This is a genomic window from Minwuia sp. (assembly GCF_048263705.1).
Taxonomy (GTDB): domain Bacteria; phylum Pseudomonadota; class Alphaproteobacteria; order Minwuiales; family Minwuiaceae; genus Minwuia.
This window is the reverse complement of record NZ_JBLXDV010000005.1, coordinates 140142-162810: the sequence shown is the minus strand read 5'-3', so window position 1 is coordinate 162810 and position 22669 is coordinate 140142. Positions and strand designations below refer to the sequence as shown.

General features: G+C 63.8%; 23 protein-coding genes. 18 read left to right on the top strand and 5 right to left on the bottom strand.

Annotation, left to right across the window (positions count from 1 at the left end; genetic code table 11):
- Positions 1-80: 80 nt before the first annotated feature.
- The 6 genes from ACN0X7_RS09370 to purB all read left to right on the top strand — a co-directional run bounded on the left by ACN0X7_RS09370 (position 81) and on the right by purB (position 5230).
- Entirely contained in the window at positions 81-767 is a 687-nt protein-coding gene (locus tag ACN0X7_RS09370) for an AzlC family ABC transporter permease (RefSeq protein ID WP_417516466.1), read from the top strand.
- Positions 760-1071, top strand: coding sequence for an AzlD domain-containing protein (locus tag ACN0X7_RS09365; protein ID WP_417516464.1), 312 nt, complete (start codon positions 760-762; stop codon positions 1069-1071). The genes ACN0X7_RS09370 and ACN0X7_RS09365 overlap by 8 nt, the downstream gene beginning before the upstream one ends.
- Before the next feature lie 142 nt (positions 1072-1213).
- Entirely contained in the window at positions 1214-1636 is a 423-nt protein-coding gene (locus ACN0X7_RS09360; RefSeq protein ID WP_417516462.1) for a c-type cytochrome, read from the top strand.
- Between the two features lie 4 nt (positions 1637-1640).
- A complete protein-coding gene (locus ACN0X7_RS09355) occupies positions 1641-2525 on the top strand; it encodes a c-type cytochrome (RefSeq protein ID WP_417516460.1) in 885 nt (294 codons plus the stop codon).
- Between the two features lie 143 nt (positions 2526-2668).
- A complete protein-coding gene (locus ACN0X7_RS09350) occupies positions 2669-3853 on the top strand; it encodes an HlyD family secretion protein (protein WP_417516458.1) in 1185 nt (394 codons plus the stop codon).
- 72 nt (positions 3854-3925) lie between these two features.
- On the top strand, positions 3926-5230 hold the full coding sequence (gene purB, locus ACN0X7_RS09345; RefSeq protein ID WP_417516456.1) for an adenylosuccinate lyase: 1305 nt from the start codon (positions 3926-3928) through the stop codon (positions 5228-5230).
- A gap of 40 nt (positions 5231-5270) precedes the next feature.
- Here purB and ACN0X7_RS09340 read toward each other — a convergent pair whose 3' ends face one another.
- Positions 5271-5429 (bottom strand): hypothetical protein, encoded by a 159-nt coding sequence (locus ACN0X7_RS09340; RefSeq protein ID WP_417516454.1) that lies wholly within the window; start codon positions 5427-5429, stop codon positions 5271-5273.
- Positions 5430-5533: 104 nt separating this feature from the next.
- Between ACN0X7_RS09340 and gcvA the strand changes: the two genes are divergently transcribed.
- Positions 5534-6424 (top strand): transcriptional regulator GcvA, encoded by an 891-nt coding sequence (gene gcvA, locus ACN0X7_RS09335; protein WP_417516452.1) that lies wholly within the window; start codon positions 5534-5536, stop codon positions 6422-6424.
- A gap of 8 nt (positions 6425-6432) precedes the next feature.
- On the opposite strand, the gene ACN0X7_RS09330 is transcribed toward gcvA, so the two are convergent.
- The gene (locus ACN0X7_RS09330) at positions 6433-7611 is read right to left on the bottom strand and encodes an NAD(P)/FAD-dependent oxidoreductase (RefSeq protein ID WP_417516450.1); all 1179 of its coding nucleotides are present in this window, start codon (positions 7609-7611) and stop codon (positions 6433-6435) included.
- Between the two features lie 93 nt (positions 7612-7704).
- Here ACN0X7_RS09330 and ACN0X7_RS09325 point away from each other — a divergent pair, with 93 nt between their 5' ends.
- Positions 7705-9042 carry a dihydroorotase gene (locus tag ACN0X7_RS09325; RefSeq protein ID WP_417516448.1) on the top strand — a complete coding sequence of 446 codons (1338 nt, stop codon included), beginning with the start codon at positions 7705-7707 and terminating at the stop codon, positions 9040-9042.
- 400 nt (positions 9043-9442) lie between these two features.
- Here the strand turns inward: ACN0X7_RS09325 and ACN0X7_RS09320 are convergent, their stop codons facing one another.
- Positions 9443-11014 carry a sulfatase-like hydrolase/transferase gene (locus ACN0X7_RS09320; protein ID WP_417516446.1) on the bottom strand — a complete coding sequence of 524 codons (1572 nt, stop codon included), beginning with the start codon at positions 11012-11014 and terminating at the stop codon, positions 9443-9445.
- Between the two features lie 141 nt (positions 11015-11155).
- Between ACN0X7_RS09320 and ACN0X7_RS09315 the strand changes: the two genes are divergently transcribed.
- From ACN0X7_RS09315 to ACN0X7_RS09300, 4 genes are all read left to right on the top strand, one after another.
- Positions 11156-12319, top strand: a complete 1164-nt coding sequence (locus tag ACN0X7_RS09315; protein WP_417516444.1) for an Acg family FMN-binding oxidoreductase — start codon at positions 11156-11158, stop codon at positions 12317-12319.
- Entirely contained in the window at positions 12316-12828 is a 513-nt protein-coding gene (locus tag ACN0X7_RS09310) for a MarR family winged helix-turn-helix transcriptional regulator (protein ID WP_417516442.1), read from the top strand. The genes ACN0X7_RS09315 and ACN0X7_RS09310 overlap by 4 nt, the downstream gene beginning before the upstream one ends.
- Positions 12829-12902: 74 nt before the next feature.
- On the top strand, positions 12903-13361 hold the full coding sequence (locus ACN0X7_RS09305) for a hypothetical protein (protein WP_417516440.1): 459 nt from the start codon (positions 12903-12905) through the stop codon (positions 13359-13361).
- 232 nt (positions 13362-13593) lie between these two features.
- Positions 13594-14316: a GNAT family N-acetyltransferase gene (locus tag ACN0X7_RS09300; protein ID WP_417516438.1), complete on the top strand. Its 723-nt coding sequence runs from the start codon at positions 13594-13596 to the stop codon at positions 14314-14316.
- A 3-nt stretch (positions 14317-14319) separates the two neighbouring features.
- Here the strand turns inward: ACN0X7_RS09300 and ACN0X7_RS09295 are convergent, their stop codons facing one another.
- A complete protein-coding gene (locus ACN0X7_RS09295; RefSeq protein WP_417516436.1) occupies positions 14320-15183 on the bottom strand; it encodes a CmcJ/NvfI family oxidoreductase in 864 nt (287 codons plus the stop codon).
- 284 nt (positions 15184-15467) lie between these two features.
- Between ACN0X7_RS09295 and ACN0X7_RS09290 the strand changes: the two genes are divergently transcribed.
- Entirely contained in the window at positions 15468-16595 is a 1128-nt protein-coding gene (locus tag ACN0X7_RS09290; protein ID WP_417516434.1) for an alpha-D-ribose 1-methylphosphonate 5-triphosphate diphosphatase, read from the top strand.
- A 3-nt stretch (positions 16596-16598) separates the two neighbouring features.
- Here the strand turns inward: ACN0X7_RS09290 and ACN0X7_RS09285 are convergent, their stop codons facing one another.
- Complete coding sequence (locus ACN0X7_RS09285) at positions 16599-17708, bottom strand: PQQ-dependent sugar dehydrogenase (RefSeq protein WP_417516432.1); 1110 nt, start codon at positions 17706-17708, stop codon at positions 16599-16601.
- Between the two features lie 116 nt (positions 17709-17824).
- Between ACN0X7_RS09285 and ACN0X7_RS09280 the strand changes: the two genes are divergently transcribed.
- The 5 genes from ACN0X7_RS09280 (at position 17825) to trpA (ending at position 22669) form a co-directional block, all read left to right on the top strand.
- Positions 17825-19189: a diguanylate cyclase gene (locus tag ACN0X7_RS09280; RefSeq protein WP_417516430.1), complete on the top strand. Its 1365-nt coding sequence runs from the start codon at positions 17825-17827 to the stop codon at positions 19187-19189.
- 65 nt (positions 19190-19254) lie between these two features.
- Positions 19255-19968, top strand: a complete 714-nt coding sequence (gene pyrF / locus ACN0X7_RS09275) for an orotidine-5'-phosphate decarboxylase (protein WP_417516428.1) — start codon at positions 19255-19257, stop codon at positions 19966-19968.
- Positions 19965-20609, top strand: a complete 645-nt coding sequence (locus ACN0X7_RS09270) for a phosphoribosylanthranilate isomerase (protein WP_417516426.1) — start codon at positions 19965-19967, stop codon at positions 20607-20609. The genes pyrF and ACN0X7_RS09270 overlap by 4 nt, the downstream gene beginning before the upstream one ends.
- 15 nt (positions 20610-20624) lie before the next feature.
- Complete coding sequence (trpB, locus tag ACN0X7_RS09265; RefSeq protein ID WP_417516424.1) at positions 20625-21845, top strand: tryptophan synthase subunit beta; 1221 nt, start codon at positions 20625-20627, stop codon at positions 21843-21845.
- Positions 21842-22669 (top strand): tryptophan synthase subunit alpha, encoded by an 828-nt coding sequence (trpA, locus tag ACN0X7_RS09260; protein WP_417516422.1) that lies wholly within the window; start codon positions 21842-21844, stop codon positions 22667-22669. The genes trpB and trpA overlap by 4 nt, the downstream gene beginning before the upstream one ends.

Below are 22669 nucleotides of genomic sequence, written 5' to 3'. Positions count from 1 at the left end.
TCATTGCGACCTCGGCTTGATTTTCGGCGTCGCACGGGCGCATTCTTGCGCCTGATCCATCCCGGAGAACACCTTTCCAGATGTCAACAGCATCCAGCATGATGCAGGGCGCGCGCGCCTCTGCAGGTTTTGCCATTGGCGCCTTCATGTTCGGGCTTGTGTTCGGTTCGACCGCGATTGCGCTGGGCATGCCCGCTGACCAGAGCCTCGTGATGAGTGCGACGGCCTTCGCCGGAGCGGCGCAGTTCTCGGCGCTGCCGCTGTGGTCGCATCCGCTGCCCTATCTGGCGATCGCCATCTCGGTGGCGCTGGTCTCGACGCGGAACATCCTGATGGGCCTCAGCCTGTCCGCCGATTTCCGGCAGGCACCCTGGCCGCTTCGGCTGCTGGCGATCTTCACGCTGGTCGATGCCAGCTGGGCGCTGGCCATGCGGGAGCGGGGGCGGGCGGAACTGACGGCGTTCTTCTGCGGCAGTTCGATGACGCTCTACGTGTCCTGGATGGTCGGTGTGCTGCTTGGCAATCTGCTGCCGGAGATGCTGGACCCGGTGACAGTTGCGGCCATCGGATTCGGGGGCGTGATCTTTCTGGCACTGGTCCTTGTCCTGCTGGCGAAGAACCCCGTCGGGCCGCGCCTGCCCTGGGCTGTCTCCGCTCTGGTGGCGGTCGTCCTGTCGTATGTCGCGGCACCGCACTTCATCCTGCTGGGGGCGGTGGGTGCCGGCGCGCTCTCCTCGGTGCTGATGCGGAGACGGGTGCGTGACTGAGACCGAATCGGGCTATCTGGCCATCGTGATGATCGTGGCCATCGTCTTCTCCTCGCGTCTAGCGGGCTATCTGCTCGGTTCCCGCATCAGTGCCGACGGACCGGTACGCAAGCTGTTCGATGTCCTGCCCGGATGCGCCATCGCCGCGGTCATCGCGCCGGTCATCGTCCGTGCCGGACCGGTGGAGATCGGTGCGCTCCTCGTCGCTTCCTGCCTGCTCTGGCTGACCTCGAATATCGGACTGGCGCTCGCGAGCGGCCTGCTGCTGCTGATTGCCGGATCTCACCTGATGGCGGGCCTGTAGCGCGCGCTCGCTCACGCGTCGGTGATCCGATTGCCCGCGAATAATCACAAGCCCTGTCTTGTTATCGCAACGCTGGCCCGCAACAATGGTCGGGATTGGCCGACCACCATGATGGCCACAAGAATCACAGGGAGTGACGTTGATGAAGAAGCTCATGATTGTCGGTGCAGCGATGGTTTTCGCTGCCGGAGCGGCCTTCGCAGGGGCGCATGGTTCGATGTCTGACCAGCGGGTCAAGGCGATGAAGGGCGTCGGCGGCGCCATGAAAGCCATCGGCGATGGCGAAGGCGATGCGGTGCAGCATGCACAGACCGCGAAACTGCTGATGGGCGATATGCTCAAGCTGTTCCCGGAAGGCTCTGCCGAATACCGGGCCAAGCCGAACATCTGGACCGACTGGGACGGCTTCAAGGCGGCCATGGAAAAGACCGACAAGGCGGCTGCCGCGTTGCTGGTTGCGGCTGAAGGTGGCGACCGTGCCAAGACGCTGGCCGCGCTGGGCGACATGGGCAAGACCTGCAAGGCCTGCCATGAGGAATATCGTGGTCCGAAGCCGAAAGAGTGATCTGTTGGCTCTGAGGCATATGGTTCCGGTGCTGGCGGGCGTGGTGCTCGCCGGTGCCGGTTCCGTTTCTGCCCAGACGACCGCGGATCCCGAGGTCGAGAAGGGTGCCTATCTGGTGAAGGCCGCCGGATGCGTCGGCTGTCACACGGCCAAGCGCGGTGAACCCTTCGCCGGCGGATACGCGCTGAACACGCCGTTCGGCACGTTCTACAGCCCCAACATCACCCCCCATCCGGAGCACGGGATCGGCGGGTGGTCAGACGATGATTTCGTCGCTGCCCTGCATGAGGGTATCCGTCCCGCAGGGGGGCGCTATTTTCCTGTTTTTCCTTATCCCAGCTACACGAAGATGACGCGTGCGGACGCGCTGGCGATCAAGGCCTATCTGTTTTCGCTGGAACCGGTGGATCAGGCGAATCAGGCGCACGATGTCTCGTTTCCCTTCTCGATCAGGTTTTTCCAGCGCGGCTGGCAGATGCTGAATTTCTCGGAAGGCCGTTTCGAGCCCGATGCGTCGCAATCCGACAAGATCAACCGCGGTGCCTACCTGGTGCAGGCGCTGGCGCATTGCGGCGAATGCCATACGCCGCGCAACATCATGGGCGGGACCGATGACGACATGTTCCTGGCCGGTACGCCAGACGGGCCGGAAGGTGAACTGTCGCCCAACATCACGCCGCACGAGACCGGGATCGCGGACTGGAGCGAACGCGATATCGCCCAGTTGCTGAAGACCGGGATGAAGCCTGACTTCGACAACGTGCAGGGCACCATGGTCGAGGCCATCGAGGACGGGTTGAAGGATCTGACCGACGCCGATATCGAAGCCATCGCGGCCTATCTCAAGACCGTGCCGCCGATCGAAAACCGCGTCGTTTCCAACAAGTAGCCGGCACTGCCCGCTGTTCATGCTGCAGTGCATTCATGAAACCGCGCGATGGGTGCCATGTGTCGAAGGTTACTGGCGGGTAACCTTCGTACGCTATAGTATTACTCGATTGTTTCGTTTTCTTTAGCTCGGTTTTGAACACAGTGTCGGACGTACATCGAAATCTGCCCAGCGCCGCGCACGACCACCATCTGGTGATCGAGGCCCGTGACCACGGGATGGTTGCGGCGCAGGATATCGAGCATGTCCCGCCGCGTCGCAGGCGGTTCGTGCGTTTCTTCCTTCTGTTCGTCATCCCGCTGGTCGCGATCACGGTCGGCGGATACTTCTATGCCAAGTCCGGCCGATACGTGACGACCGAGAACGCCTACGTGAAGGCGACCAAGATTGCCGTCTCGTCGGATATCGACGCCCGTGTCATGGACGTGTTCGTGACCGAAAACCAGCGGGTCAAGGCCGGGCAGATACTGGTGGAGCTTGACGGTCGCGACTATGAGATCGCGTTCCGTGAGGCCGAGGCGGAGATCATACGGACCGGTAGCGTGATCCGCCAGTTGCAGGCGAACTACAAGGCCGAGCGGGCGCAACTGGCCGAAGAACAGTCGCGGATCGCGCAGCTGCGCAAGCAGTACGAGCGGTTCAAGGGACTGGCCGAGCGCGGGATCGCGACATCGCAGAAGTTCGAGGAAGTGGAAGCCGAACTGCTGATTGCGCAGCGCCGCGTTGCGACCCAGCAGGAACGTGTCGCGCAGGCGCTGCTGACCATCGGCGGCGATCTGCAGAAGCCGATCGAGGATCATCCGCTGTTCCTCAAGGCCGAGGCGGCACGTGACGAGGCGCTGCTGAAGCTGGAGCGCACGCGTCTGCGCGCACCGGTCGATGGCGTGGTCACCGTGCTGAGCCTGGAGAAGGGTGAGTATGTCGAGGAGGGGCGGCCCCTGTTCGCCATCGTCGACGATCACGCGCCCTGGATCGAGGCCAACCTGAAGGAAACCCAGCTGACGCATGTCGAGGTCGGGCAGACGGTCGAGGTCGGTGTCGATACCTATCCCGGCATCGTCTGGAAGGCCCGTGTGGCCAGCATTGCCCCGTCGACAGGGGCCGAGTTCTCGATCCTGCCGCCCCAGAATGCGTCCGGCAACTGGGTCAAGGTCGTGCAGCGGGTACCGGTCCGGCTGCAACTGATACCCGGACAGGACCGTCCCGTCCTGCGCGCGGGCATGACCGCCGATATCGCCATCGACACCAATCGGGAGCGTGAGTTGCTGGTCTTCATGCGGTCGGCGATTGCCCGCATCCGCGACGGCAATGCTGCCGGATCCGACTGAGGCGCGACAGCCCGTCCGTTTGACCTGTCCGGGAATCGTGATAGCAGAGCGCTTTAACAGCCGGAGAGCGCCATGATCCCCCGTTACTCCCGTCCCGAGATGACCGCCATCTGGTCTCCGGAAAACCGTTTCCGCATCTGGTTCGAGATCGAGGCCCACGCCACCGACGCGCAGGCCGAACTGGGTATCGTGCCGAAGGAAGCCGCGCAGGCTGTCTGGGCGCGGGGCGGGTTCGACGTCGACCGGATCGACGAGATCGAACGCGAGGTGAAACATGACGTCATCGCGTTTCTGACCTCGCTCGCCGAACACGTGGGCGATGAAGCCCGTTTCGTGCATCAGGGCATGACCTCCTCCGATGTGCTGGATACCTGCCTCGCGGTTCAATTGTCCCAGGCTGCCGATATACTGCTGGCCGACATCGATGCGGTTCTGGCAGCGCTGAAGAAACGCGCTTTCGAGCACAAGATGTCCGTCAAGGTCGGGCGCAGCCACGGCATCCATGCCGAGCCGACAACCTTCGGCGTCACGCTCGCGACCTTCTACGCCGAGTTCCAGCGCAACCGGGAGCGGCTGGTCGAGGCCCGCAAGGACATCGCGACCTGCGCGATCTCCGGCGCGGTCGGTACGTTCGCGAACATCGATCCCGCGGTCGAGGCGCATGTCGCGAAGAAGATGGGCCTGAACATCGAGCCCGTTTCAACCCAGGTCATCCCGCGCGACCGCCACGCGATGTTCTTTGCCGTTATGGGCGTCATCGCCTCGTCGGTCGAACGGCTGGCCACCGAGATCCGGCATCTGCAGCGTACCGAGGTGCTTGAAGCGGAAGAATATTTCTCGCCCGGCCAGAAGGGGTCGTCGGCGATGCCGCACAAGCGCAACCCGGTGCTGACGGAAAACCTGACGGGTCTTGCGCGCTATGTCCGTGCGCAGGTCATTCCGGCCATGGAGAATGTGGCGCTCTGGCATGAGCGGGATATTTCGCATTCGTCGGTCGAGCGGATGATCGGCCCCGACTGCACCGTGACGCTGGATTTCGCGTTGATGCGTCTGGCCGGTGTGGTCGATAAGCTGGTGATCTATCCGGAGCGGATGCAGGCGAACATGGACCGGCTTGGGGGGCTGATCCATTCACAGCGCATCCTGCTGGCCCTGACGCAGGCCGGTGTCAGCCGGGAAGACGCCTATCGCCTGGTGCAGCGCAATGCCATGCAGGTCTGGGAATCCAACGGGCAGAAGGATCTGCTCGCACTGCTGAAGGCGGACGCGGACGTGGTGGCGGCGGTCACCGAGACCGAACTGGAGGCCATGTTCGATCTCGGTTACCACCTGAAGCACGTCGATACGATCTTCGAACGGGTTTTCGGCGAAAGCTGATCGTCCACTTGCCGAAGACGCCTGACAGTGTCAGGTAGATTTACAGAGTTCCGGTACGGCTCTTGCGCGTCGAACGCCCGATGACGGGCAGGCGATCCGTCCATTTGCGCCGGTTCTTCTCGGGACGGTTTTCGACGTGATACGGCACGTAGACGGTGCGCGATGCGGCGAAGATTGACTTTGCGTAGATGTCATACATGATCGTCTCCTGTGATTTCCGGCTCTCTTGCCTGGATTCAATATGTGCTCCTGCGTGTCTTGCCGCCACTCAGCAATGGTTGCCGTACTGTAAGGTGAAATTACATGTCGATCCGATGGGACCTGCCACCGCTGACCGCACTCCGCAGCTTTGAAGCCGCCGCGCGCCACCTGAGCATGAGCGGCGGCGCGTCAGAGCTGAACGTCACACACGCGGCCATCAGCCAACAGGTGCGCGCGCTGGAGGACTGGCTGGGTGCGAAACTTTTCGTGCGCGGCAAGCGGCTCGAACTGACGGCGGAGGGAACCGCGCTCGCCGGCGAACTGATGCTGTCCTTCGAGCGGATCGAGAGCGCGGCGCGTGCGATCCGCCGCCGGGCGGATGTGCGGCACCTCGAAGTCGCGACGACCATCGCCTTCGCCTCCCGCTGGCTGACGCCGCGTCTGGGCCGGTTCCAGATCGCGCACCCCGACATTTCCATCCGGCTGTCGCCCAGCCGCCATGTGGTCGATTTCCAGCGCGATCAGGTCGATGTGGCGATCCGGCACGGGGACGGTGACTGGCCGGGGCTGACGTCGGAACGGTTTCTGGCGGGGCGGATGGTCGCCGTCTGCCATCCCTCGCTGCTCAAGGCCGGTTCCGAAACGCTGAAACCCGATGACCTCAACCGGATCAACATACTGCACGACACCGATTACGAGGAATGGCACAACTGGGTGCAGATCAACGGCTGGAAAGACGTCGATGTCCGGCGCGGGGATGTCTTCGGGCTGACCACGCTGGCGTATGAGGCGGCGCTGGCCGGTAACGGCATCGCGCTGATGGTCGAGTCGCTGGTGCGCACCGATATCGAGGAGAAGCGTCTGGTGGCGCTGTTCGACGAGGGTGCCGATTATAATACCGGCTATTATCTGGTTTACCGCGCGCAGGACGCCGGGCAGCACAAGATCGCGGCGTTTCTGGACTGGATGCGGTCGGAGGGAACCGAGGCCTGACGCCGCCGTCAGATCACCCCACATTCGATGATCGGCCGCCCGTCGGCGATCCTGTCGAAACGGAACCGGTCGAGCTTCAGCGCGTGGCTGGATCCGTCGATGATCCATTCGGCGAGGGCACGCCCGACGGCTGGCGATTGCTGCAAGCCGTGACCGGTGAAACCGTTGGCGAAGAACAGGTTCGCGATGTCGGGATGGGGACCGAGTATGGCGTTCTGATCGAACGTGTTGAAGGCATACTGTCCGGCCCAGGCACCGGCCATTCTGAGCCGCTCGAAGGCCGGCACCCGATGGGCCAGCGCCGGCCAGCAGATATCGTCGAACTGGCTGTAATCCGGGTCCAGATCGAAGGAATCGGGATCGGGATCGCTTGATGAGGGAGAGGAACCGGTCAGGAAGCCGTTGCCTTCAGGGCGAACGTAGACCCCCGACATGTCGACGATCAGCAGCGGATCCACGGGCGGTTCCGGCGTCGTGACCTGAAAGACCGTGCGTTTGCGCGGCCTTACGGGCAGGTCGATGCCGGCTGTCGCCGCCAGCTCTCCGGCCCATGGCCCTGCGGCATTGACGAAGACGTCGGCTGTCGCAGGATCGCCGTCCTGGAGGTGCGCTGCGGCGATCCGCGCGCCCGAGCGTTTCAGGTGCGTCACCCGGTCGGCGACATAGGTCACGCCCGCACGGATCGCCGCCGCCCTGAAGGCCCGGAGCAGGGCATAGGCATCCAGCCAGCCTTCATCGCGCATGCCCAGTGCGGCGGCACTGACGTCCCGTGTGTTGATCCAGGGGAACCGGTCGCGCAGGTCCGCCGCCGAGAGCAGAGCGACATCGGCACCGGCCTGCCGCTGAATCGAGACATTGTCTTTCAGGATGTCCGCGCCGTGTGGCGATGCGAGAAACAGGTAATGGCCTTCCCGGAACTGCACGTCCGGGCGTTCCCCGTCGATTTCCAGAATGTCGCCCGCGTTGCGGACGAAATCGATACCGAACCGCGAGATCAGAATGTTCTCGACGGTCGAGAACTGCTGCCGGATCGAACCGAGCGAGCGGGCGGTGGATCCGGTCTGGTAGGCGGGGTCAGGTTCGTAGACGGTGACCGCCGCATCGACCTTGCGGGCGGCCTTGAGCCACCAGGCGATCGCGCTGCCGATCACGCCGCCGCCGATGATCACGATGTCCGATCCGTTCATGGGCGCAGATTGGCTCCACGGGATGCTTCCCGCAAGCGGGGCGACGATCAGATTGCGGTTCAATCATCGTTTGGAACGATATAGAAAGTCTGCATGACAAAAACATTCGACATGATCGTGTGCGGCGGGACCGTGGTGAACCATGACGGCATCGGCCAGGCCGATGTCGGCATCCTGGGGGGGCGTATTCAGGAAATCGGCGACCTGGGACAGGCCGATGCCGGCCAGCAGATCGACGCGACAGGCCTGCACGTGCTGCCCGGCGTCATCGACAGCCAGGTGCACTTCCGCGAGCCGGGTGCCGAGCACAAGGAAAACCTCGAGTCCGGGATGGACGGTGCAGCGCTGGGCGGCGTGACGGCCATCTTCGAGATGCCCAACACCAAACCGTCGACGACCACGCCCGAAGCCATCGCGGACAAGCTGAGCCGGGCGAAGGGCAGGGCGGCGGTCGATCATGCGTTCTTCGCGGGCGCTGCCGCCGAGAACGTCTCGACGCTGGCGGAGCTTGAACGCCTTCCCGGCGTGTGTGGCGTGAAGATCTTCATGGGAGCCTCCACCGGGAACCTGCTGGTCGCCGATGACGAGACCGTTCTTAGCGTGCTGAAGGCCGGTCGCCGCCGCGTCGCCATCCATTCGGAAGACGAGGAACGGATGAACGCCCGCAAGGGCGAGCGCGTGACAGGCGATCCATCCAGCCATCCGGTCTGGCGTGACGACGAAAGCGCCATCAAGTGTACACGGCGTCTGCTTGCGCTGGCACGGCAGGCGGGCCGGCGCGTGCATGTACTGCACATCACCACGGCGGACGAGCTCGATATTCTGGCCGGGCACAAGGACATCGCGACGGTTGAGGTCACGCCACAGCATCTGACCCTGTCGGCGGAGACCGCCTATCCGAAACTGGGCACCCTGGCGCAGATGAACCCGCCCATCCGTGCCGAAGCGCACCGTCAGGGTCTCTGGCGGGGGCTGGCCGCGGGCGTCGTCGATGTGATCGGATCCGATCACGCGCCGCATACGCTGGAGGAAAAGGCAAAGCCCTATCCCGAGAGCCCGTCAGGTATGCCGGGCGTGCAGACGCTGGTGCCGGTCATGCTGAACCACGTCGCGCAGGGGCATCTGTCGCTGCAGCGGTTCGTCGATCTGACCAGCGCCGGCCCCAATCGCGTGTTCGGTATCGCGGGCAAGGGACGTATGGCGCGTGGTTTTGACGGCGACCTGACGATCGTCGACCTGAACAGGACCGAGACCATCACCAATGCGGCGATGGCCAACCAGTCCGGCTGGACCCCGTTCGACGGGATGCAGGTGACCGGCTGGCCGGTGATGACCGTCGTGCGCGGCCACCTCGCCATGCGCGACGGCCAGGTGCTCGGGCGGGACCACGGCAGGCCGGTCCGGTTCCAGGAAACGCTCGGCGCTGACTGACTCTTTCGTTGCCGCAACGTTAACCGGTACCGGTCGAATTCCTCACGGGATGTGATCCCGTTATCACTGCTGCGTGTGCCCCCAAATTGCCTCATTTTCACCCCTTGGCGGACCGCATGCCGGACCACATATGGGTTGTCAGGGAACGGACTGGCCGGTGCGCAGACTGACTTCTTAGGTGTCCCCCTCCACCTGTCAGAGCGCATCGGTCGGTCCAACCCGAAACATAAGGATCGGACAAGCCGGGTCGTGGCGGGGCACTCTCCCTCACACTGCACCACACCCGCCACGATGAGGCCCGGCATCGTCCGCTCTTACCACCGAAGGCCTGCTGGCCGGCTCACAAGCTCCCCCCTCGCTTGTCCCGGTCGGTGGGCCTTCACTTTTTCCGGCACGCGCACTACCAGATCCCGAAGCGGTATCCGCGCTCCCAGGCCTTGCCGGTCGATGACCTGATCTGGTCGTCCGTCATGCCGACTCGGCTTTTGCGTTCCGACATCCACGAAAACAGCATCTGGCAGAGTTCGGCGCGCGTCCGTGCGTGACCGTCGTCAGCCCCGAGGTCCTGCTGCTCGCCGGGATCGGTCTGCAGGTCGTACAACTCGGGTCGGAAGGTTGCGTGATGGACATATTTCCAACGGTTCGTCCGGACCATCCAGGATTTCGCCTGTTGCGGTTCCAGTCCCAGGTTCGGGCGCGCATGCCGAAGCGAGTAGTCATGTTCCGCGAAGACCGCCGGGCGCCAGTCCTGCGCCGTCCCGCCGTGAATGAAGGGCGCGAGCGACTGGCCCTCCAGGCGATGATACGCCGGAACGCCGCCCACCAGGTCGATCAGGGTGGGAATCAGGTCGATCGCCTCCGCCATCTCTTCGACGGTCGTACCCCGGGTTGCTTCGGCGCGGGCCGAGGGATCGACGATGATTAGGGGGATCCGCAGCGCCTCCTCGAAATAGAGTTCCTTCTCCCCCAGTCCGTGGTCGCCCAGGTAATCGCCATGATCGCTGGTGACGACGATGATGGTGTTGTCCAGCTGATTGCGGCGGTCCAGAAAGTCGATCATGCGCGCCAGATGGTCGTCGATCTGTTCGATCAGACCCATGTAGGCGGGGATGACCGTGTTCCGGCAGACATCCTTGCGGAACTCGATGGATTCCGGATGGTCCCGGAAGGCCGCCACGACAGGATGCGGCTCGCCTTCACCTTCGCCACGATTGCCGGGCAGCACGTCCGCGTCCGAATATTTCGCGTGATAGGGGGCCGGGGCGACATAGGGCCAGTGCGGCTTGATGTAGGACAGGTGCAGGCACCAGGGAGTGTCGCCCGCGTCTTCGATGAAATCCATCGCCCGGCGGGTCATGTAGGCGGTTTCGCTGTCCTCTTCGGTCGCGATTGTCGGGAAGGCCGCGTTGCGCATCAGCCAGCCTGACGGATCGGCGGCATCGTCGCGCTGTACCGAGTTCGCGGCCTCGTGCCACAGATTGACGCCCTGATAGCCGCGGGCGCGCAGATAAGCTTCGTACTGCGTATCCGGCACGAAGGGAGCGAGGCGTTGCAGGCCATCGTCGCGGTCCCAGGGTTCGAAGCCGCATTCGGCGGCCAGCAGCCCGGCACCGGAGGCAGGATCCAGCCCCAGTCGCTGCAGGCCGGGCAGATCGGGCTTCATGTGCGTCTTGCCCGCAAGGGCGGTGCGCAGCCCCAGCGCCCGCATGTAGTCGCCAAGCGCCCATTCATCGGCACGATGCGGGTAGTTGTTGTAGCTCGCGCCGTGGCTCGTCACGTACCGGCCCGTATAGAAGGAAGCCCGCGACGGGCCGCAGACCGCCCCCTGGACGAATGTGTTCGCGAAGCGCACGCCCCGGCGGGCAAGCGCGTCGATGGTCGGCGTCCGGATCGTCGGGTGTCCGGTACACCCGAGAAAGTCGAACCGCAGCTGGTCCGCCATCACGAAAAGTATGTTGCGCGCGTCAGCCATGCTCGTCCCCGTTTCTGAACCTTTCCGCATCATAGGGATACTGATCGGCGAGGGCGTCTCGGGCAACAATCATACTTTTCGCTTGAAATATTCCTTGGAATGTAAATATACATTCTCAGGAATATAATTGGGAGATCGATCATGATCAGCAGACGCAGCTTCATTCGGATTGTCGGCATTGGCGGTGCCGCAGGGGCCCTGATCGCGGGCGGCGGATACTGGGCCGCGACCCGGGGCCAGATGCCCGAGAGTGCCACGGCACCGTGGCGGAATACGGGCGAGACGGTTCAGGATCCGCGGTTGCAGGCTGCTGCGTTCGCGATGCTTGCGCCGAACCCGCACAACATCCAGCCCTGGTTGATCCGTCTGGCGGGCGAGGATGCGCTGACGCTGCATGTCGATCTCAACCGGACCCTGCCGCATACAGACCCGCCGGGCCGGCAAATCCTGATCGGGCAGGGGACCTTCCTCGAAGTCTACCGCATGGCCGCCGCGACGCTCGGGTATCGCGCCGAGATCGAGCTTCTGCCTGAAGGACCCTTTCCCCCGGACCGCCTGGACGGTCGGCCCGTTGCCCGCGTGACCCTGGTCGGGGATGCCGCTGCGGAACGCGATCCCCTGTTCGCCCAGATCAAGGTCCGGCGCAGCAACAAGGACCCCTACGACACGACACGGGCGGTTACCGGAGAGGAACTCTCGGCCCTGATGTCGGTCGATCTGACGCACGCATCGCTGACTGCGACCCGTCAGCCGTCGCAGGTTCAGACGCTGCGCGACCTTACGGAAGCCGCGCTGAAGCTGGAGATCAACACGCCGCGGACGCTGAAGGAAAGCATCGACCTGATGCGCATCGGTCCGGCCGAGGTCGCCGCCAATCCGGACGGCATCGATCTGCTGGGACCGATTATGTGGTGGGGGCCGAAGCTGGGTATTGTCAGCCGCGAGGATATCGCCACGCCGGGCACCCAGTCTTTCCAGGTCGGCCTCGACATGGCACGGGACCAGGCGCAGTCGGCCATGGCGCACGCGTGGCTCACCACGCCGGGCAACAGCCGCATGGATCAGGTGAAGGCCGGTATGGATTACGTGCGTCTGAACCTGAAAGCCGCGCAGCAGGGGCTGGCCATCCATCCGATGAGCCAGCTGCTGCAGGAATACCCCGAGATGACCGCACTGCAGGAAACCCTGCTGGCCGGCATCGACAGGCCGGAAGGGCATCATGTCCAGATGCTGGTGCGACTGGGGCATGCGGCGTCACCGGGCCCCAGTCCGCGTCGCCCGGTCGGTGATATAGTTGCGGCGTGAGCGAATCGGAAAACACCTTCCACGACGAAAGTCTTTCCCGGCGTCAGCAGCTTCAGTGGGAGCTGCTGACCAGCCTGGGGATCATTTCGCAACTGTCGACCGAGCGTGCGCGTGTCGTGCTGGGGGATGACCTGCCGCTGCCGCTCTTTACCATCCTCAATCACATGATCCGGCTGGGCGACGGCACGACCGTCACCGATCTGGCGCGCGCGTTCCAGAGTCCCCAGCCGGGCATGTCCAAATCGGTGCAGAAACTGATCGGCAAGGGCTACATGTCGGCGAAAGACGATGCGGACGATGCGCGCCGGAAGCTGCTTTTCCTGACGGAATCGGGACGCGCGGCGCATCGGCGTGCGCTCGGCAAACTCGGTCCGGACGCGAATTTCATCTTCGACGACTGGACCACCGAGGAAATGGCTGCGCTTCAGAAGCCCCTGTTCCGGCTGCGAAGATGGCTGGATACGCATCGCGGCGACCTGCCGGGTTCCGGGGAAGTCGACAAAACGTGATTCGCCAAACGGTTGCGGGTGGCGTCCCGTGCTACCACGTTCACTGGTAGCGAATTTTCCAAGGAGGCCATTCGATGAAAATCCTTTGCGCTGCAACATTGGCGCTGGTTGCGGTCGGTCTGACGACCGGCGCACATGCCACGCCCGTTGAAAAAGCGACGGCGCTTCCCTTTGCCGTCAAACTGGAATGGGCATCGTCGCGCTATGTGATCAACGCCCTGCGGCTGGACTGCCGCATCCATGATGCGGCGGGCAACCGGGTCGGTCGCGGCAGTTTCCAGACCCGCCTGGATCCCGCTTTCCTGTCTCGGCGTGGTACGGTCGAGGCCGTTCTGCCCGCAGTCGTCTACAAGGGGACAGACCCGGACGCGGGGCTGACCTGTTCGTGTCGCGCCCGCTTCGATACGCGCAGTCCCTTCTTCCGGTCGGGCACCAGCCGTTTTGGTCAGTTGCCCTGGATGTTCGCGCGCCCCTACAGGTTCGCGGAATCATCGTGCGAGCCGGTTCCGGCCTCCGTCCAGAAGTCCTCATGAATTTCTCGGCTGCGAGGCATCAAACAGCGGGTTTCATCCGCGTGTCCTGATAGGCGAGAAGATCGTTTCCACTTTTCGGTCACCGTTCCAAAGCGGTTTTCAGTTTCATGGAATCACCATGAAGCTGAAATAACGCAACCTGTACAGGTGGTTGCCATTCTCGAAAACAGTCTGAATGGTTCCATTCAGACTGTTTTCGCCCTAGGTTGGTCCCGGGTTGGGGGACCGTGCGATGACCGAATATTTCGAACCGAACTTCGAGATGGGGAAGCCCCTGCCTGACTGGCGTGGTGCGGGCGACCTGCCGCGAACCAGTGTGACGGGGCGGTATTGTACGCTGGCACCCGCATCGGTCGAGGAGCATGCCGATGACCTGTTCATGGTGTTCCAGCGCGGTCAGGATACGCGCGACTGGCTCTATCTGCCGTATGGCCCGTTCGACGATCGCGAAGCCTTCCGTGCCTGGATGACATCCACCTGCCTGGGTGAAGATCCGCTGTTCTTCGCGATCCGTGACCTGGCCAGCGGGCACGTCACAGGCATCGCCAGCTATCTGAACATCAAGCCTTCTTTGGGATCCGTGGAAGTCGGTCACATCCATTTCTCGCCCGTCATCCAGCGATCCCCGGCAGCGACCGAGGCGATGTACCTGATGATGCGGCGGGTCTTCGAGGCCGGGTTCCGGCGGTATGAATGGAAATGCGATACGCTGAACCAGCGATCGCGCCGCGCGGCGGAACGCTTCGGCTTCTCCTTCGAAGGCGTCTTCCGCCAGCATCTGGTGGTCAAGGGCCGGAATCGTGACACGGCCTGGTATGCGTGCATCGATCACGAGTGGCCGTCGCTGAAGAACGCCTATGAAACCTGGCTTGCGCCCGACAATTTCGACGCGCGGGGCCAGCAGCGCCTGAAGCTCGGCGAGCTCACGCGGCCGGTTGTCGGCAAGATCAAGTAGGCGTCAGTCGTCGAAGAACAAGAAGGCGCGCACCTCGATGCTTTCGCGCGCCTTCGCCGCCGGACGGGTGGTCGGATCGTCGAACGCGGTGTGCGGCGTGAAGCGGGCCCGGCCGTCGGTCGCCGAATCATAGCTTTTCAGCAACAGCACCTCGTCCTGCGTCATGTCGGGGAAATAGGTCCACCGATGCTGCGGCTTGTGCGCGAACTCGTAGATTTCGCCGACGCGGTCGTCATAGACCAGATCGGTCGCGATCAGATCTTCGAAGGCGATGGAGGGTGCCTCGGCCACCGCCAGCGGCGCGCGTTCGACTGTACCGGCGATCGATCGCCAGACGTTGATTTCCGAGACCCGGCGTGACAGCAGATCGTCGGCCTCGTCCGGCACCAGGTCACGGACCCGCTGCGGGCCCGACTTGACCGTATAGTCGACGTGGGCACGCCGGACGGGCAGCCGCTGGCCCAGTTCCGAACTGCGGTCGCCATCGTCGATCCGGATCGTGTGATCGAAGATGATCACCCGGCTGGCACCGGTCTCGGCTTTCAGCAGGGCCTCGACTTCGGGATAGTAGACCTGCTCAATCTGTTCGTTGTCGAAGAAGTCGGTGACCTTCGAGGGGGCATCCAGCAGCGCGAAGCCATGCTCCTCGATGTTGATTGCCGCACGGTGCGGGCGACCGTTGTGGATATGCACACGCACGGGCGTGTCGGGATGGGAGCGTTCATTGAGCTTGCCGCTGCCCATCGGCTGGATGAACACCTGGTGACGTCGTCCGTCATCGGGCGTGTAGATGATGTCGGCCTCGACGTGGTCGGGCTGGACTCGCGCCGCTTTGGTCTCGCGATGGCTGTCGATGGTCGTCAGCATAATTCCGCTCCATTGGAGAAATCGTTCATGTCCACAAGATTGCCCCGGATCGAAGGTTTTTCCAGCCAAGCTTTCTAGGGGTCAGATAAAGAGAAGCTATGCCGGGCCGCGTGCGACCGTCAGAACCCCCGCCGTCCGTTGCGCGCCATGCGGAGGCGCTTGCGATGCCAGCGCGAACTATGGCTTCTCCGATTGTCTTCCGGCTGTCACAAGATGCCGGTCGAATAGCGTACCCTGAACCGGGGGAGCGGAACGATAACAGGGACGATGGAGAAGGCGGGACCGTGACGGACTGGATGATCAGGGGCGGAGAGGTGCTGTGTAACGGTGGGTTCCGGCAGATGGACTTGCCGGTTGCCGATGGCCTGATCGGTCGTCCCGTCGGTGTTTCGACCGACTGGGACGCGTCCGGCATGCTGGTGCTGCCCGGCATCGTGGATATTCACGGCGACGGTTTCGAGCGGCAGATCATGCCGCGGCCCGGGGTCAGCTTCCCGCTGGACGTCGCGCTGGCCGACACGGACCGCCAGCTGATTGCGAACGGGATCACGACGGCGTTCCACGGCCTGACGGTTTCCTGGGAGCCGGGTCTGCGCAGCATCGACAATGCGCGGGACTTCGTCGCGGCATGGCAGCGTATCGGCCCGGACCTGCACGCCGACACGCGGCTGCACCTGCGCTGGGAGACGTTCGCGCTCGATGCGATGGACGAGATCGCCGGATGGTTCGATCTCGCACCCAAGCCGATACTCGCCTTCAACGATCACACGACCCTGACGGTCGAGAAGGATCATGTGCGCGGCAAGCTCGGACAGTCGGCGGCGCGTGCCGGCCTTGGTCTGGACGATTACCTGTCCCTTCTCGATCGGGTATGGGCGCGTCGCGAGGAGGTTCCGGCGGCCATTCGCCGGCTGGCGGAACGTGCCGCCGAGAAGGACCTGATCGTGCTCGCCCATGACGAGGCATCGCCCGAGGTCCGTGCAGCGTTTCGCGGGTTGGGTGCGGCGACCTCGGAATTTCCGTTGAACGTCGAGACAGCATCCGCGGCGCGCGAGGCCGGCGAACATACCGTCCTGGGCGCGCCGAACGTCCTGCGCGGCGGGAGCCATACGGGCGCACTGAACGCCGCCGATGCCGTTGCGGAGGGCCTGTGCACGATTCTGGCGTCGGACTACTACTATCCGGCCCCGTTGCATGCCGCGTTCAGGCTGGTTGCGGACGGGGTGACCGATCTCGCATCGGCATGGCGGCTGATCTCCACCCATCCGGCTCAGGCTGCAGGACTGCCCGATCGCGGTGTGCTGGAGCCGGGCAAACGTGCCGACATCGTCGTGGTGGATGCTTCCGGCCCGGAAGCACCACGCGTCAGGGCCGTGTTCGTGGCCGGCCGGAAGGTCTTCGAGGCTGCGTGACGTCTATTCGGCGGGGGTCACGCGATAAAGCGCGCGGTCACCCACCGACAGGAACCAGATGGCACCGTCCGGCCCTTCGCGCACGTCGCGGATCCGCTCGTAGGCATCGCGGAACAGCTGCTCCTCGCCGGTGATCGTCTCGTCATCCCGCTCAAGCCGCGAGATGTGATCGAATTTCAGCGATCCGACGAAGATATCGCCTTTCCAGGCCGGGAACAGCTTGCCGGAATAGATCATCATGCCGGACGGCGCGATCGATGGATCCCAGTAATGCTTTGGCTGTTCCATCCCGGGCGCCGAGGTGCCGATACCGATCTGGCCGCCGCTGTAGTGCCGACCGTAGGAAATGACGGGCCAGCCGTAGTTGCGGGCGGGACGGGGCTGATTGACCTCGTCGCCTCCGGCCGCGCCATGGCTGACCGTCCAGAGACGGCCTTTCTCGTCCAGCGCCGCTCCCTGGGCGTTGCGATGCCCCATCGACCAGATCTCGGGCAGGATCGGTCCGGTGCGGAAGGGATTGTCTGCGGGAATCGAGCCATCGCGATTGACGCGGATCACCTTGCCGTTGTGCATCTTCGGATCCTGCGCCAGCGAACTGCGCGCCCGGTCCCCGACCGTCATGAACAGGGCGCCCGTCGTATCCTCGACGATCCGCCCGCCGAAGTGGCTGCCGGAGCTGCTCAGGCTGTTGATGCGAAAGATCACCCGGACGTTCTCCAGCGTGCTGTTGTCATCGGACAGCCGGGCCACAGCCAGGGCGGTTCGCTGTTCGAAACCCTCGGGTTCCGAATAGGAAAGGAAAAGCTCGCGCGTCGTGCCGAAGTCACGCGCCAGAACCAGATCCAGCAGCCCGCCCTGTCCGTCGCGCGAAATCTCCGGTACATTGGAGACTTCGGAGATGCTGCCGTCCGGCGCAACGTGTTTCAGTATCCCGACATCGCGTTCGGTGATCAGCAGGCCGCCGTCCGGCAGAAAGGCGACCGCCCAGGGCCGGTTCAGCTTTTCGACGATGCGTTCGACGGTCACCGGGCCGGCGGACGTCTGGAACCTGTCGGCGGCGTGGCTTTGCCAACTGGCCAGACCGATCATCAGCAGGGAGAGAAGGAAACGCATGCCAGTTGGACCTCCGGTGACTCTGTTCTGGTCGAAAGCCAATATATGCCCCAGTCGGGTGGATATGGACAATCAACACTCGGGGAAGCGCGGATTAACCGGTTCTCAACGTCTGAATGAAACTCTGGCAGACCGACAGTCGAGGTAACGTGGTGCAGCAGGACGAGATCATCCATCGCTTGGGCGAAGCCGGATTCCTGGAGGCGATCCTGGATTCCACCGACGCCATCGTCATTGTGACGAATCCGAAGGGGGCCATCCAGATGGTCAACGCGGCGTTCGAGCGGAAGACCGGTTTCGATGAACGCGAAGCGCGGGGTCGCCCGGTCTGGGCTTTCCGTGCCTTTGACGAGGTGAGTGCCGCGCGCAAGTCGTTCTTTCAGGTGTCCGACCAGGATACCCGGCGTCCGCCAGCCAGCCGATGGCGCACGAAGGACGATGGGCTGCTGCTGTTGAGCTGGTCCGTTCGTATCATGCGGGACTGCAAGGGCAAGGAAATCGCCCGTGTCGGCACGGCGATGGATGTGACACCGGAACAGGCTGCACGGAGCCAGGCGGAGGAAGCCGAGCGAGAGCGCCAGATGCTGGTGCACCTGACCGACAATCTGTCGGAGCCATTGTTCTTCATCTCGCCGGACGGGATGATCAAGTATGCCAGCCGGGCCGTGCAGCGCGTCTATGGCTACGCGCCCGAGGAACTGGTCGGCAAACCGTCATCGATCCTGCGGCCTGACGACAGGACCGAGCGGATGGCCGAATACATGAAACGGCTGCAGGCGAGTGGCGAACCGGAGATGCTGGAGACCGAGGCCCTGCATCGCGACGGGGAACGGATTCCGGTCGAACTGCGCACATCGCCGATCCACGACAGCGACGGGAATTATCTGGGACTGTCGGCCGTCGTCTATGACATGAAGGATCGCCGCGAACTGGAAGAGGAACTGCGTCGGCTGGCCGGCACGGACCCGCTGACCGGGGTCGCCAACAGGCTGGGCTTCAAGACCGTGGCCGAACATGAAGTGAAGCGCGCGCGCCGCTACCATCACCCGCTTTCCGTCTTCGTGGCCGATATCGATCATTTCAAGCGGGTGAATGACACATACGGCCATGCGATTGGCGATGTGGCTCTGGTGCGGTTCGCGGAAATGATGGGCTGGTCGCTGCGCCGTCCGATCGATCACATCGCCCGGACGGGCGGTGAGGAGTTCGTTGCCATCCTGCCGGAAACCGACAGGGAGGGCGGCATCCGGGCCGCGGAGCGGGTCAGGGAATCGACCGAGATCAATCCCATCGAATGCGAAGACGTCAGCTTCAACATGACCGCGAGTTTCGGCGTCAGCAGCTGGTTTGCCGACGAGGAAGATCTGGGCGAGGCCGTGCAGCGCGCTGACGAGGCGCTTTATGAGGCGAAGGAAACCGGGCGCAACAAGGTCGTCTACAAGCCATCCGAAGCAGAATCCGCGGACGGCACGTCTGGCTGACCGCCAGCGGATGCTGTCTGCAAATGCCGCTTAACCCGCAGCGTGCTGGCTGCTATAGACCCGGCATGTCTGAAAATCGCAACAATCCCGTCCTTATCGCCATCGATACGGGCGATATCAATCAGGCCTCTGCCCTGATCCGGAAGACCACAGGATCCGTTGGCGGCATCAAGCTGGGCATGGAATATTTCATGGCCAACGGGCCGGAGGGCGTACGCAAGGCCGCTCCCGAAGATGTCCCGCTTTTTCTGGATCTGAAACTGCACGACATCCCGAACACGGTCGCCGGAGCAGTGACATCAACCAGTCAGTCCTGCACGCCGAATCTGCTGACGATCCATGCGCAGGGCGGGGCGGCCATGATCGCGGCGGCGCGTGAGGCTTCGAATGAGTTCGGTGCGGCCCGGCCGCGAATCATTGCGGTGACGGTCCTGACCAGCCTCGACGACGCGGACCTGAATCAGATGGGGGTGGCCGGTACGACGGAAGAACAGGTCGTGCGGCTCGGTCGCATGGCCATCGAGGCCGGGGCTGACGGCCTGGTCTGCAGCCCCAGGGAGATCGCGCCCCTGCGCGATGCGCTGGGGGCGTCGCCGATCCTTGTGGTGCCCGGTATCCGTCCGGCAGGCGCGGCGCTGGGCGACCAGAAACGTGTCATGACCCCGCGAGAGGCCGTGGAGGCCGGTGCGAGCTATATCGTTGTGGGCCGCGCGATCACAGGCGCTGACGATCCCGCCGCCGCGGCACATGCCGTCGCCGATGAGGCGCTGGGCCGGTGACTGTCCGGACAAAGATCTGTGGTCTGAGCACGCCGGAGGCCGTCGATGCGGCGGTCAGCGGCGGTGCCGAAGCCGTGGGCTTCGTCTTCTTTCCACCGTCGCCGCGCAACATCGCGCCGGTGGCGGCGCGACCCCTGGCCGAACAGGCGGAAGGCACCTTGCGCGTCGGCCTGTTCGTCGACCCCGATGACACCTGGCTGGATGAAGTCACCGGGCAGGTGCCGCTCGATCTGATACAGCTCCACGGCAGCGAAAGCCCGGAGCGGGTGCGGGAGGTCGAAGAGCGCACGGGCCGGCCTGCGATGAAGGCCATCAAGATCAGTACCGCGGAGGATTTCGGCGTTGTCGGGGATTACGACAGCGCCTCAAGCTGGCTGCTGTTCGATGCCAGGCCGCCGAAGGGGCAGGGGCATGGCCTGCCCGGCGGCAATGGTGTTGCCTTCGACTGGCACCTGCTGGCGGGGCGCGATCACAGACAGCCTTGGATGCTGTCCGGCGGACTGGATGCAACCAACGTTGCCGAAGCCGTCGCGATCAGCGGAGCTGACTGGGTCGATGTCTCCTCGGGTGTTGAAAGCGAACCCGGCAGGAAGGATATGGGGCGTATCGCCGATTTCCTTGCTGCCGTGAAATCGATCTGAAAGACGAAAACTGACATGAACGTACAAGACAATCCGAACTCCTATCGGAACGGACCCGATGAACGCGGCCATTTCGGCGACTATGGCGGACGCTACGCCGCCGAGACGCTGATGCCGCTGCTGCTGGAGGTCGAGCAGGCCTACAACGCCGCCAAGGCCGATCCGTCGTTCCAGGCCGAACTGGACGAGTATCTGAAGCACTATGCCGGACGGCCAAGCCCGCTCTACTTCGCCGAGCGGCTGACCGAGCATTTCGGCGGCGCGAAGATCTACTTCAAGCGCGACGAGTTGAACCACACCGGCAGTCACAAGATCAACAATTGCATGGGCCAGATCCTGCTGGCGCGCCGGATGAACAAGCCGCGCATCATCGCGGAAACCGGCGCAGGCCAGCATGGCGTGGCGGCGGCAACGGTGGCCGCGCGGTTCGGTCTGCCCTGCACGGTCTACATGGGATCGGTGGACGTGGAACGCCAGCAGCCGAACGTGTTCCGCATGAAGCTGCTCGGTGCCGAAGTTGTTCCGGTCACCTCCGGTTCCTCGACCCTGAAGGATGCGATGAACGAGGCCCTGCGCGACTGGGTGACGAACGTCGAGAACACCTTCTACATCATCGGCACCGCGGCCGGGCCGCACCCGTATCCGGAACTGGTCCGCGATTTCCAGTCGGTGATCGGCAACGAGGCGAAAGAGCAGATGATGGAGCGGGAAGGGCGGCTGCCCGACACGCTGGTCGCCTGCATCGGTGGCGGTTCGAACGCCATCGGCCTGTTCCACCCGTTTCTGGACGACAAGGATGTGCAGATCGTCGGTGTCGAAGCTGCCGGACATGGCATCGAGACCGGAGAGCACGCGGCATCGCTGACCGGCGGACGTCCGGGCGTCCTGCACGGCAACAAGACCTATCTGCTGCAGTCCGACGACGGGCAGATCACCGAGGCGCATTCGATCTCGGCCGGTCTGGACTATCCGGGCATCGGGCCGGAGCATGCATGGCTGAAGGACATGGGCCGCGTCGATTACGTTTCGGCAACCGACGACGAGGCGCTGGAGATGTTCCAGCTCTGCTCCAAGCTGGAAGGGATCATTCCCGCGCTGGAACCGAGCCATGCGCTGGCACATGTGGCCCGCATCGCGCCCGATCTGCCGCGCGACCACATCATCCTGATGAACATGTGCGGACGCGGCGACAAGGACGTCTTCACGGTCGCCGAAGCCCTGGGGGTGGAGATATGAGCGCCCGCATCAAGGCACGTTTCGCGAAACTGAAGGATGAGGGCCGGGCGGCCTTCATCCCCTTCATCATGGCCGGGGACCCCGACCTGGAACGGTCGACAGAGGTCCTCAAGGCATTGCCCGAAGCGGGGGCGGACATCATCGAACTGGGCATGCCCTTCACAGATCCGATGGCGGACGGACCGGCCATTCAGGAGGCCGGCCTGCGGGCACTGGCCAGCGGTCAGACCCTGCTGCGCACGCTGGACATGGTGCGCGATTTCCGAACGGGCGACCCGGACACGCCGATCGTGCTGATGGGATATTTCAACCCGATCTTCAGTCATGGCGCGGAGCGGTTCTGCGCCGATGCCGCCGAAGCCGGGGTGGATGCGCTGATCATCGTCGATCTGCCGCCCGAGGAGGATGACGAGATCCTGTCCTTCGCGCGTGACAAGGACATCTCCCTGATCCGGCTGGCGACACCGACCACCGATGACAACCGGCTGCCGACGGTTCTGAACAACACCTCGGGCTTCGTCTATTACGTCAGCTTCGCAGGCATCACCGGTGCGGCGAGCCTGGATACCGAAGCCGTTTCGAAGGCGGTCAAGCGCCTGAAGTCGCACAGCGATCTTCCGATTGCCGTTGGCTTCGGCATCAAGACCCCGGAACAGGCCGCCGCCGTCGCGAAAGTGGCGGATGCGGCAGTCGTCGGCTCGGCGCTGGTCAACAGGGTCAAGGACGCCGGGGACGATGGTGCCGCCGCAGTCAGCGGTGTGCTGGACCTTGCCCGGCAGATCGCCGAAGGTGTGCATGGCGCGCGCGCGTCGGCTGCAGAATAG